General features: G+C 68.4%; 9 protein-coding genes. 5 read left to right on the forward strand and 4 right to left on the reverse strand.

The window, feature by feature from the left end:
* Positions 1-6 precede the first annotated feature (6 nt).
* Positions 7-561 (reverse strand): DUF4142 domain-containing protein, encoded by a 555-nt coding sequence (locus P5W99_RS23455; RefSeq protein WP_434663203.1) that lies wholly within the window; start codon positions 559-561, stop codon positions 7-9.
* 170 nt (positions 562-731) lie between these two features.
* On the opposite strand from P5W99_RS23455, the gene coxB reads away from it, so the two are divergent.
* The 4 genes from coxB to P5W99_RS23475 are packed head-to-tail and all read left to right on the forward strand — an operon-like array spanning position 732 to position 6,307.
* Positions 732-1,937 (forward strand): cytochrome c oxidase subunit II, encoded by a 1,206-nt coding sequence (gene coxB / locus P5W99_RS23460; RefSeq protein WP_434664477.1) that lies wholly within the window; start codon positions 732-734, stop codon positions 1,935-1,937.
* A 13-nt stretch (positions 1,938-1,950) separates the two neighbouring features.
* A complete protein-coding gene (gene ctaD, locus P5W99_RS23465) occupies positions 1,951-4,596 on the forward strand; it encodes a cytochrome c oxidase subunit I (protein ID WP_434663206.1) in 2,646 nt (881 codons plus the stop codon).
* The gene (locus P5W99_RS23470; RefSeq protein ID WP_434663208.1) at positions 4,593-5,015 is read left to right on the forward strand and encodes a hypothetical protein; all 423 of its coding nucleotides are present in this window, start codon (positions 4,593-4,595) and stop codon (positions 5,013-5,015) included. The genes ctaD and P5W99_RS23470 overlap by 4 nt, the downstream gene beginning before the upstream one ends.
* Entirely contained in the window at positions 5,006-6,307 is a 1,302-nt protein-coding gene (locus P5W99_RS23475; protein WP_421025775.1) for a c-type cytochrome, read from the forward strand. Before P5W99_RS23470 ends, P5W99_RS23475 begins: the two co-directional genes overlap by 10 nt.
* A 91-nt stretch (positions 6,308-6,398) precedes the next feature.
* Here P5W99_RS23475 and P5W99_RS23480 read toward each other — a convergent pair whose 3' ends face one another.
* Positions 6,399-6,848 (reverse strand): hypothetical protein, encoded by a 450-nt coding sequence (locus P5W99_RS23480; RefSeq protein WP_434663213.1) that lies wholly within the window; start codon positions 6,846-6,848, stop codon positions 6,399-6,401.
* 207 nt (positions 6,849-7,055) lie between these two features.
* Here P5W99_RS23480 and P5W99_RS23485 point away from each other — a divergent pair, with 207 nt between their 5' ends.
* The gene (locus P5W99_RS23485; RefSeq protein WP_421025777.1) at positions 7,056-7,775 is read left to right on the forward strand and encodes an MgtC/SapB family protein; all 720 of its coding nucleotides are present in this window, start codon (positions 7,056-7,058) and stop codon (positions 7,773-7,775) included.
* Positions 7,776-7,990: 215 nt separating this feature from the next.
* Here P5W99_RS23485 and P5W99_RS23490 read toward each other — a convergent pair whose 3' ends face one another.
* Both P5W99_RS23490 and P5W99_RS23495 read right to left on the reverse strand, forming a co-directional pair.
* Complete coding sequence (locus P5W99_RS23490) at positions 7,991-9,787, reverse strand: thiamine pyrophosphate-requiring protein (protein ID WP_421025778.1); 1,797 nt, start codon at positions 9,785-9,787, stop codon at positions 7,991-7,993.
* 108 nt (positions 9,788-9,895) lie between these two features.
* Positions 9,896-12,124 (reverse strand): catalase, encoded by a 2,229-nt coding sequence (locus P5W99_RS23495; protein ID WP_434663217.1) that lies wholly within the window; start codon positions 12,122-12,124, stop codon positions 9,896-9,898.
* Positions 12,125-12,222 lie beyond the last annotated feature (98 nt).

Genomic DNA, 12,222 nt, shown 5'->3' on the forward strand with positions numbered 1-12,222 from the left:
GCAAACTTACTTGGCCGCCGTTGTACTCACCCCCACTTTCTGCGCAAGCGACTGCGCCATGCGGTAGTGCTCCTCGATGGTCGGCAGCGCCTTGCGCGCGGCCTTTTTCAGGTCGTCGTTCTGGCCATCGGCAATTTCCTTCTGGAACGCCTGCACCGCTTCCTTGTGGCCTTGCAGCCCCAGCTTCTGCGCATAGGCCTGGTCGAATGCCGTGTCCTTGAGCGGGCGCAGCGCATCGAGCACCGAGGTATCCGAATTCTTCACCGGCACCGTGACGCCATGCGGCGCCGCGATCTTCAATTGCGCCGCGAGCTTGGTGTGATCGAACGCCATATGCCGCGCGAACGCGCGCACGTCCTTGTTCTCGGTGTTATGCATGGCTAGCTTGGCCGCATCGATTTCGGTGGACGGCGACATCGATGCCGCCTGCACGAACGCACGGTCAGCCGAAGGCAATGGATTGGCCGCGGTGGTCGAGGCGGCTTCGGTCTGCTGCGCCTGAACGCACAACGGCGTGCCGCACGCCAGGGCGCCGGCGATGACTGCAAGGGCGAATTTCATAGGCTGACTCCGGTTGGGCGCGCCGCCGCGCCGGCCAGGGCCGGCAGCGGCACGCGGGACATGACGGTACGAATGTGTAATCGAGGCGCATGGAACACCCCGCGGGAAGACCCAGCGGCGCCATGCCGCCCACCCACTCGGTCACGCAACCGGCATGCCAATACTCGCGCATCCGCGCGCCGCATCGGGCACGCGCTCTGCGCTCGTGGCAAGGCCGTTCAGCACCGCTCAGGAGAACCGCCCATGCCTCTCGCACAGCCGGCCCTGCCATTGGAGCAGCCGTGAGTCCGGCCTGGCGGCTTCGCGACACGTGGGCGCGCCCATGGGCGGCGGCCGCCGGCGCGCTCGGCTGCGCCACGGCGGCCAACGCCTGCCGCGCGGCCACGCCGCTTGCGTACTTTCTGCATAGCGCAGGGCCGGCTTCAGCGCCTGTGAAGCTGCTGGGCTGGGGGCTCGCGGCACTGTGCGTGGTCGTCTGCGTGGCGATCGCCGTGCTGCTGGCGATGGCGCTGCGCGCCACTCGCTCGTCGTGGGACGCGTCGCGGGCGCCAGACGAAGCCCTTACGGCGGAACAGCAAACGGCAGCACAAACGGCAGAACGCAAAGCGGAGCGAACCGCAAACCGCTTCGTGGCCATCGGCACCGCCGTTTCGACGGTGCTCCTGCTTGGCGCGCTCGTGGGCATGCTGCGGGTGCTGGCCATGGTCGCGGACCCGCCGCGCGCGAGCGCGCTCACCGTGCATGTCACGGCCTACGACTGGTGGTGGAAAGTGACTTATACGACGTCCTCCGGCGCCGCTTTTGCAACGGCCAACGAGATTCATATTCCCACCGGCGCGCCGGTGCGCGTCGACCTCGAAAGCGCCGATGTCGTCCACGCGTTCTGGGTGCCGGCCCTCGCCGGCAAGACCCAGGCGATCCCGGGGCAGATCAACCGGCAATGGATCGAAGCGGACCGGCCCGGCGTCTGGCGCGGCCAGTGCACGCAGTTCTGCGGGCCGCAGCATGCGCACATGGCGCTCGAAGTCGTGGCGCAGGCGCCCGACGCCTTCGAACAGTGGACCCGCGCCCAGGCGCAGCCCGCCGCCGCGCCCGGCAATCCCGCCGCGCAGCGCGGCGCCGGGGTGTTCGCGCAGCACTGCGCGGCCTGCCACGCCGTGCGCGGCACCGAGGCCACCGGCGCGCAAGGCCCCGACCTCACGCATCTCGCGTCGCGCCGGCTGATCGCCGCGGGCGCGCTCGCCAATACCGCCGCGAACCGGCTCGACTGGATCGCCCATGCGCAGCAGATCAAGCCGGGCTCGCTGATGCCCTCCATCGCCCTCACGCCCGCCGAGGCCAGCGACCTGGGCGCCTGGCTCGACACGCTCCATTGACCGCGCCCGCGCCATGAATCTTCGTTCGGCATCCTCTTCATCAGGCCGCGCCACAGTGCCTTCCCGCCCGCGCGCGGCACGCTTCTCGCGCGTGCCCGAAACCGGCACCGCGCCGCTCGACGAGCCCACCTTACGCCGCCTCGAAGCCATCTGGGAGACGCGCCCCGGCTGGCGCGGCTGGTTTTCGACGGTCGATCACAAGACCATCGGCCTACGCTACCTCGTCACCGCTTTCGTGTTCCTGCTGCTGGGCGGCGCAGAGGCGCTCGTCATGCGCGCGCAGCTCGCGCAGCCCAACGAAACGCTGCTCACGCCGCAGCAATACGACCAGCTCTTCACGATGCATGGCGTGACGATGATCTTTCTCTATGCGCTGCCCGTGCTGAGCGGCTTTTCCAACTATCTGTGGCCGCTCGTGCTCGGCTCGCGCGACATGGCGTTTCCGCGCCTGAACGCGCTGTCGTACTGGATTTTTCTGGGCGCGGGCATGCTGCTCTATGCGAGCTTTCCGCGCGGCCAGGGCGCCAATGCGGGCTGGTTCAACTACGTGCCGCTCTCCTCGGCCGCCTACGATCCCGGGCCGAACATCGACGTCTACGCGCTCGGCATGGTGCTGCTCGGCATTTCCACGACGGTGGGCGCGGCCAACTTCGTCATCACGTTCTTGCGCATGCGCGCCAGCGGCATGTCGATCGCGCGGCTGCCGATCCTCGTCTGGGGCACCTTCACGGCGTCGTGCGCCAATCTCCTCGCGGTGCCCTCCGTGAGCCTCGCCTTCTTCATGCTCTGGTTCGACCGCAACGCGGGCACGCACTTCTTCGACACCAGCGCCGACGGCCGCCCGCTGCTCTGGCAGCATCTGTTCTGGATCTTCGCGCATCCGTGGGTCTACGTGGTCGTGCTGCCGGCCATGGGCATCGTCTCCGAAGCACTGCCGACTTTCTGCCGGCGGCCGATCGCGGCCTACGCCGCCGTCGCGCTCTCGACCGTGGCGACCATGCTGGTGGGCTTCGAGGTCTGGCTGCACCACATGTTCGCGACCGGCCTGCCGCCGCTCGCGCTCGCGTTCTTCGGCGCGGCGAGCATGCTGATCTCGGTGCCGAGCGCGATTGCGGTGTTCGCGTGGATCGCCACCATCTGGACCGGCAAGCCCGTGTTCAAAACGCCGTTTCTCTACTTCGCGGGCTTCGTGCTGATGTTCACCGTGGGCGGCGTCTCGGGGGTGATGACGGCCGCCGTGCCGCTCGACTGGCAGCTCACCGACACCTATTTCGTGGTCGCGCACCTGCACTATGTGCTGCTCGGCATCAACGTGTTTCCGGTGCTGGGCGGGCTCGTCTACTGGTTCCCGAAGTTCACGGGACGGCTGATGCACGAGCGCTTCGGGCAATGGACGTTCTGGGTGCTGTTCGTGGGCTTCAACCTCGGCTTCTTTCCGATGCACATCTCGGGACTGCTCGGCATGCCGCGCCGCGTCTACACCTATCCCGAGGGCATGGGCTGGGACACCGCGAACCTCGTGACCACCATCGGCGCGTTCGTGTTCGCCATCGGCATTGTCATGTTCATCGGCAACGCGCTCGCGAGCATGAAGCGCGGCGAGCGCGCCGGGCCGAATCCGTGGCGCGCGGCGGGCCTCGAATGGTCCACCTCGTCTCCGCCGCCGCCGTACAACTTCGCGGTCCTGCCGAGCGTGCGCTCGCGCGATCCGCTGTGGGCAAGCGGCGCGCACCTCGCGCGCCCCGGCTATCTGCTGCATCGCGGCCGCGAGGCGCTCGGCATCACGCCGCTGGGCGGCGAGCCCGACGTCATCCTGAAGATGCCCGACGATGCGTATTCGCCCTTCGTGCTCGGTGTGGCCGCAACGTTTCTGTTCGTCGGGCTGCTGCTGCATTCGGCGGCGCTCACGGGGCTCGCCGCGCTCGCCTGCGCCGCCGCGCTGCTCGCTTGGCTGTGGCCGCGCAAGGAGCTCGGCCAGCGCGAGCCTTTCGTACCTCAACCGGCACCTCAGCCCGCGCCGCCCGCCGGGAATCCCGATCTCGACCCGGAAACGCCCGGCAGCGACGACGAAAGCCTCGCGCTGCCCGTGGGCAGCGCCGGCGAGCATGCGGGCGGATGGTGGGGCGTGCTCACGCTCGTGGTCACGGAAGCGGCGCTGTTCGGCTATCTGATCTTCTCCTACCTCTATCTCGCCTCGCAGAGCGCGCAGCCATGGCCGCCCGAAGGCCTGCCCAAGCTCGGTGTGAGCGGCCTGAACACCGCGATTCTGCTCGCGAGCAGCGGGTTCGTCTGGCTCGCCGGCGCATGCGTGCGGCGCGCGCGCACGCGGCCCGCGTTCTGGTCGATGGCGGTGGCCGTCGCGCTCGGCTGCGCATTCGTGGGCATCCAGTTTTCGGAATGGCACGAGCGGGCCTACGGCATCGCATCGCACCTCTATGGTTCCCTTTACTTCACGATCACGGGCTTTCACATGGCTCACGTGATGGCCGGCGTGGTCATGCTGGTCTGGCTCGCCATCTGGATCGCGCGCGGCTATTTCGATGGCCGCCGCGACGCCGCGCTCAACATCGGCGGCCTCTACTGGCACTTCGTCGATATCGTGTGGCTCTTCATTTTCAGCGTGCTTTATCTCTCGCCTTACTGGTTCAGGAGCCGATGATGGAATCCGCCGCCGCATCCGGACGCGCCGCGCCGGCGCGCTTGCTGCACGTCGCCGCCTGGTATGGTCTGCTCGGCGTGCCGTTCGTCTGGATGGGGCATGTGCTGGTGTGCATGAGCCTCGTGGCAACGGCCTGCGTGGGCGGCGTCACGCAGCACAACGCCTTGCCGTGGAGCATCGTGCACGGGCTGCTGGCGCTGGCGTCGTTCGCCGCGTTCGTGCTCGCGCTGGCCGGCGTGATCGGGGCGCGCCGCGCCAGGCGCAGCGCGCTCGCGCTGCGCGGCCCGCAGCGCAATACGCTGCACTTCGTGGCCTGGTGCGGCGAGGCCGTTTCCATCGCCTTCACCATCGGCCTCGTGTTCACGATATCGGTGCTCGTGGCGTTGCCGCTGCAGCACCTGTGCGAATCATGGCGATGAACCGGCTTGCCGCGCTGCTGTGCGCCACCGCGCTATGCGCCGCCTGCCACCAGGGCGGCAGCGAGGCGAACGATGCGCGCAAGCCGCCGCCGGACCCGGCGCAGATCGCGCGCGGCAAGCAGCTCGCGCAGGCCGGCGATTGCGCCTCGTGCCACGATTCCGCACAACACCAGCCGTTCGCGGGCGGCCTGGCTATCTCTTCGCCTTTCGGCCCGATCTACGCGAGCAACATCACCCCCGATCCCGTGCATGGCATCGGGCGCTACACCCCGGCGCAATTCGCAGCGGCGCTGCAACGAGGCATCGCGCCGGACGGCAAGCGGCTCTATCCCGCCATGCCCTATCCCTCGTTCGCTGCGCTCGCCCCGCGCGACGTGGACGCGCTCTATCAGTACTTCATGTACGGCGTCGCGCCGGTGCCGAACGAAGTGCAGGCGACGCGTCTGCCGTTCCCGTTCAACCAGCGCTGGGTGCTGTTGTTCTGGCGCCTCGCGTTCTCGCGCCACCGCCGCTACGAGGCGCAGCCGGGGCAAACGGCGCAATGGAACCGCGGCGCATGGCTCGTGCAGGGGCTCGGCCACTGCGGCGCATGCCACACGCCGCGCGGCCCCGCCTACAACGAGATGGGCTACGACGAACGCAGCCCGCTCTATCTCACCGGCGGTGTGACCGACAACTGGTTCGCGCCGAACCTCACGGGCGACCCGGGCAGCGGCCTCGGGCGCTGGAGCGCGAACGACATCGCCGCGTTCCTGCGCAATGGTCACAACGCGCGCGCGTACGCATTCGGCGCGATGGCGCCCGTGGTGGGCGCGAGCACGCAGTACCTGAGCGACGACGATCTGCACGCCATCGCGATCTATCTGAAATCGCTGCCCGCCCATGCGCGCAGCGGCGCTTATGACGACACCGTGGCGGCGCGCGACGCGACCCGTCAGGTGCTGCAAGACGGCGTGCCCGAGCGGCCCGGCGCGGGCGTCTACCTTGCGTACTGCGCGAAATGCCATGGCGCCGATGGACGCGGCAAGCCCGACAAGGCGCCGCCGCTAGCAGGCAGCACGCTCACGCTGGCGGCGAATCCCACCAGCGCGCTGCGCCTCGTGATCGAAGGCAGCGAGAGCCCCCGGACCGCCGGCGGCGGCGCGCCGCTCAAAATGCCCGGCTTCCGCGCGAAATTGACCGACGGCGAAATCGCCGAGGTCTTGAGCTTCGTGCGCGGCGCGTGGGGCAACAACGCCGCGCCGGTTGCGCCCGCCGAGGCGACGCGCCTGCGCGAAGCGATCCGGCAATAGCGGCTGGCGCGTGCGCCGGTCTCGCGCAGTGCGGCGGGCGGCGCGCGCCCGTCATGCGCGGCACCCCGCCCGGCCCCGGAGGCGAGCGCGGCTAGTCGCCGCTGCTGCCGTTGCTGCCAGTGTTGCCGTTGCTGCCGCTGTTGCCCGGCATGCCGGCAGGGGGGGTGCGCGTATCGCCCATCTCGGCCGCATTGCCGGAATGGCTCGACCCGCTCATATCCGCGGGCCGCTTAACGTGCTTCTTCGAATGCGTCCGGTGGGCGTTCGGGTTCATGGAACTCGATGAACTGGTGACCGCAGGAGCCTGCTCGACACCCTGCGTGTTTGGCGGATAGACGCCGGTCGACTGGCCGCCGGCCGACCCTTCGACGCCGCCGCCCGCACCCGCGGCGCCGCGCGCGCCCGCACTACCACCCGCACTACCGCCCGCACTACCGCCCGCGCCCGCACCTGCGCCGCCTGCGGTCTGCGCGAGCGTAGCCCCGGACGCGGCCAGAATGGCGCTCAGTACAGCTGAAATGATCAATCGATGTCGCATCATGATTTGTGCTCCTTATCAACGTGGCTGAGAAAAACGTGTCCGGCACGGGAGAAGCCGGGCATCCCACGTCTTCTTTCCCGCACGCGGTGTGCCTCCGCGCGCGCATGCGCATCGACGCTTCGGCGCGCACGATCCATGCAGACGGCACGGCCTTTGCGCGCCGGCCATCATGGCCCCCGCGCGCTCGCCCTACCCGGAGATGCATCGATGAATCCCATGCCGATGGTGCTCACCTGGCCCGATTTCGCCGGCCGGATTGCCGTCGCCGTCGTCGCGGGCGCGCTGATCGGATGGAATCGCGGCGAGTCCGGCAACGCCGCCGGCCTGCGCACGACCTTGCTCGTATGCATCGCGGCCTGTCTCGCGATGCTTCAGGTGAACGTGCTCCTGCTCCAGCACGGCAAAGCCCACGACTCCTTCGTCGTGCTCGACCTGATGCGGCTGCCGCTCGGAATTCTTTCCGGGGTGGGCTTCATCGGTGCGGGCTCGATTCTGCACAAGGACGGCCTCGTGCAAGGCGTCACCACGGCGGCCACGATGTGGTACGTCACGATGATCGGTTTGTGCGCGGGCGGCGGCCAGTACGTGCTCGCGCTGGCGGGCACCGTGCTCGGCATGATCGTTCTGCAGACCCTCCAGCGGGTGGAGCGCCGCTTGCCGCGCGGGCGCCGCGCTCACGTCACGCTAGGCCACGATGCCGGCGACGATCCGCGCCAACGGCTCGAAGAAACGCTGCGCGGCCGCCGCTGTCTCGTGGTGCCGCTGGGCGTGGCGCGCGAAGCGGGCGAAGGTGTCCCGCACGGACGCCTCAACGCGTCATTTGAAGTGCGCTGGCAAGCCAGCCCCAACGACGAGGCCGTCGAAAACGCGCTCTCGGAACTCGTCGCGCGCATGCACGATGAATCGTCGTGGTCCATCGAGCGTTGATGGGGAGCGCTTTGTTCACTGCGCTTTGTTCACTGCGCTTTGTTCACTGCGCTTTGTTCACTGCGCTTTGTTCACTGCGCTTTCTTCGCCGCGCTTTCTTCACCGCGTTTTTCCCGCCACGGATGCGCCCCGGCACATGAAGCAATTACGCGTAATGCCTGAAATGGGGCACATGACGGCTTGCGCGCCCGGTGCCCTCGATGAACTCAGTGCACTCAGTGCTTCTTCCCCGGCATCACCGAAGCCACCACTTGCCGCGCGGTATTCGCGATCACGCTGCCCTCGGCGGGGTCGCCCTCCATCAGCGCGCGCGCGAAGTGGCGCGCCTGCTCCATCGTCACGTGCGGCGGCAGCGGCGGCACCTCCGGATCGGTCTTCACTTCGATCACCACGGGACGCTGCGCGGACAGCGCCTGCTCCCACGCCTCGCCCAGGCGGGCGGGATCGTCGACGTAGATGCCCGTGAGCCCCACCAACTCCGCAAAGCGGTGATAAGGCACGTTCGGGATGTCCTGCGAAGCCTCGAATTTGGGATCCCCCATCATGACGCGCTGCTCCCACGTGACCTGGTTCAGGTCCTCGTTGTTGAACACCGCGCAGATCCAGCGCGGATCGGCCCACTCGTGCCAGTACTTCGACACGGTGATGAGCTCCGCCATATTGTTCATCTGCATCGCGCCGTCGCCCACCAGCGCGATCACGGGCCGCTGCGGATGGGCAAGCTTGGCGGCGATCGCATACGGCACGGCCGCGCCCATCGACGCCAGGCCGCCCGAGAGCGAGCACATCATGCCGCGGCGGATCTTGAGGTCGCGCGCGTACCAGTTCGCGCACGAGCCGGAGTCGCTCGTGACGATCGCGCCATCGGGCAAGCGCTGCGATAGCTCGGTCACCACGCGCTGCGGGTTGACCCGGCCGCCCGTTTTTGCCAGCGCGCGTTCGTCGAGCACGCGCTGCCAGCGCTCGACCGCGTGCACGATGCGATCGCGCCAGCTCTGCGCGTTCTTCTGTTCGAGCCGCGGCAGCAGCGCGCGCAACGTGGCCGCGCTATCGCCCACGAGACTCACTTCCATCGGGTAGCGCACGCTCAACATGCCGGGGTCGATGTCGATCTGCACGGCGCGCGCGTCGCCTTCCTTCGGCAGGAACTCGGAATACGGAAAGCCCGAGCCGATCATCAGCAACGTGTCGCAGGCCGACATCATCTCGTCGGTGGGCCGGGTGCCGAGCAGGCCGATCGAGCCCGTGACCCACGGCAAGTCGTCGGGCAGCGCGGCCTTGCCGAGCAGCGCCTTGGCCACGCCCGCATGCAGGCGCTCGGCCACGGCGATCACTTCGTCGGTGGCGTCGAGCGCACCCGCGCCCACCAGTATCGCCACCCGGTGCCCGGCGTTGAGCACCGCGGCCGCGCGCTCGAGGTCCGCCTCGCGCGGCACCACCTCGGGCGCCGCGTAGCCCACGCCCGAGTGTGCGGTGCCGTGCTTGCGCGGGGGCGACTCGTAGTCGAGTTCCTGCAGGTCGTTGGGCAGCACGATGGCCGTGACCGTGCGGCGCGACAGCGCGATGCGCACCGCGCGGTCCACCACGTGGCGCACCTGTGCCGGCACGCTCGCCTGCTGCACGTAGGCGCCGGCCACGTCCTTGAACATCGAGACCAGATCGAGCTCCTGCTGGTAATGCGCGCCGAGCGCCGCGCGCGCCTGCTGGCCCACGATGGCGAGCACCGGCATGTGGTCGAGCCGCGCGTCGTAGAGCCCGGTGAGCAGATGCGACGCGCCCGGCCCGGAGGTGGCGATGCACACGCCCAGCTCGCCCGTGAATTTCGCGTGCGCGCTCGCCATGAACGCCGCCATTTCCTCGTGGCGCGCCTGCACGAAGCCGATCTTGTCCCCGGCGCGCCGCAGCGCGCCGAACACGCCGTTGATGCCGTCGCCTGGATAGCCGAAGATGCGCCGCACGCCCCACTCGTGCAGACGCTCGACGATGAAGTCGCTGACCGTGGTCGTCGCCATTTCTGCTTCTCCCGATAGATGTCCGAACAATGGTCGTCGCGCAAGCAGCGGGCCTGGCACGGTGTTGCCGTCTCGCCGCGGCGCGCCCGCGCTCACGCGCTCACGCGCTCACGCCGCCACCGACTCCGCCTGCGCCGCGCGCGACCAGATGCGGTGCTGGCCTGCCGCGTCGATGAACGCCCGCAGCACATTGGCCACGTCGGCAGCGTCGCCGTGCGCCACCCCATCGGCAGGATCGGGCAGTTGCGCCGCGCTCAGCACGAGCCGCCCCGCGTCCGCCGCGCCAATCGCCTTCAGGTGCTTGAACGCCTCGCTCACGAAGTGGCGAGCGTCGCCCGATTGCGCGAGCGTCTGCGCGGCCTGTTCGCCGCCGGGCAAGAACACCGCATCGAACATCACCGAGGGCATGCCCCCGATCGTCGCGTCGGGCACGAGGCCGTCGATCGCTTCGAACGTGGGTGCCACCAGCAAGGCCTGCGCGCCGGCCATCGACAACGCCTCGCGCAACTGCCGGATCATCGCGCCGTCGCCGCCCGGCGCGCTCAGCAACGCGATCTTGCGCGTCGCGATGCCGGGCTTCACGCGGTTGAGCAGGCTGAGCGCCGGCGAAGCAGGCGGCTGCGGCCTGCCCGCGCTGTTGCGTGCGCTGTTGCGTGCGCTGTTGCCTGCGCTGTTGCCTGCGCTGTTGCCTTCGCTGCCGCCTTCGCTGCTGCCTTCGCTGCTGCCTTCGCTGCTGCCTTCGCTGCTGCCTTCGCTATTGCCAGGCTTGCTGCCGGCCTTGGGCGCGGCCATCCCGAGCGCGTTCGCCACGCGCGCGGCGAGATCGGCGTCGATGTTCGCGAGAATCTCGTTGACGGTGCGCTCGCGTATCTCCGGCTTCGTCACCTTGCCCAGCTCGAACGCGTAGGCGGCCACGATATGCGCCTGCTCGGGCTCGGACATGCTCCGGTAGAACATCGTGGCCTGCGAGAAGTGATCGGCGAACGAGTCGCTGCGCACGCGGATTTTCGCGCCCTCCATGCGCTCCTGGTAGCTTTCGAAGCCGCCGGCATCAGGAGGCGTCTCTTTCGGCCAGCCCTCGCTCACCGAATTGGGCTCATACGACGCCTGGCCGACCGCGATCGTCTGCCGGTGCATGGCGTCGCGCTGATTGTTGTGGAACGGGCAGACCGGCCGGTTGATCGGAAGCTCGTGAAAATTGGGTCCGCCCAGACGGCTGATCTGCGTGTCGGTATAGGAGAACAAACGCCCCTGCAACAGCGGGTCGTTCGTGAAATCGATGCCCGGCACGATATGGCCCGGATGGAACGCCACCTGCTCGGTCTCGGCGAAAAAGTTGTCGGGATTGCGGTTGAGCGTCATCTTGCCGATGAGCTTCACGGGCACCTGCTCCTCGGGCACGAGCTTGGTGGGGTCGAGCAGATCGAAGCCGAAGGCATGCTCGTCCGCTTCTTCGATCACCTGCACGCCCAGCTCGAACTCGGGGAGATCGCCGCGCTCGATCGCCTCCCACAAATCGCGCCGATGAAAATCGGGGTCCTTGCCGGCGATCTTCTGCGCCTCGTCCCAGACCAGCGAGTACGACCCCAGCACGGGACGCCAGTGCCATTTGATGAAGCGCGCCTTGCCCGCCTGGTTGACGAGCCTGAAGGTGTGCACGCCGAAGCCCTCCATGGTGCGCAGGCTGCGTGGGATCGCGCGGTCCGACATCGCCCAGATGACCGTGTGCGCGCTTTCCGGAACGAGCGAGACGAAGTCCCAGAAGGTGTCGTGCGCGGTCGCGCCGGTGGGCATTTCATCGGGCGCTTCGGGCTTCACGGCGTGCACGAAGTCGGGAAACTTGACCGCATCCTGAATGAAGAAGACCGGCACGTTATTGCCCACCAGGTCGAAGTTGCCTTCCTCCGTGTAGAACTTGGTGGCAAAACCGCGAATGTCGCGCACGGTGTCCGCCGAGCCGCGCGGCCCTTGCACCGTCGAAAAGCGCACGTAGACCGGGGTGATTTTGGCCGGGTCCTGGAGAAATGCGGCGCGCGTAAGCTCGGCCTGCGATTCGTAGACCTGAAAGATGCCATGCGCCGCCGAACCGCGCGCGTGCACGATGCGCTCGGGAATGCGCTCGTGATCGAAGTGCGTGATCTTCTCGCGCATGATGAAGTCTTCGAGCAGCGAGGGGCCGCGCGGGCCCGCGCGCAAGGTGTTCTGGTTATCGGCAATCTTCACGCCCTGGTTCGTGCGCAGCGCCTCGCCCTGGGCGCGCGAGCGAAACGCGTCGAGCTGCCAAGACTTCGCGTCGGCCGGCGCAGGCTGGCCGCGAGATGGTTTGCGATGTGGCATCGAATGCTCCTCGTGAGTGGACCTGTGTGCCTCGCAAGCCGTGTACCGCTGTTGCGCAAGCCCGGGCAAGCTCATTGCTCACCTCACTGGACCGGCGC

This window comes from Paraburkholderia sp. A3BS-1L (genome assembly GCF_051125215.1).
GTDB lineage: Bacteria > Pseudomonadota > Gammaproteobacteria > Burkholderiales > Burkholderiaceae > Paraburkholderia.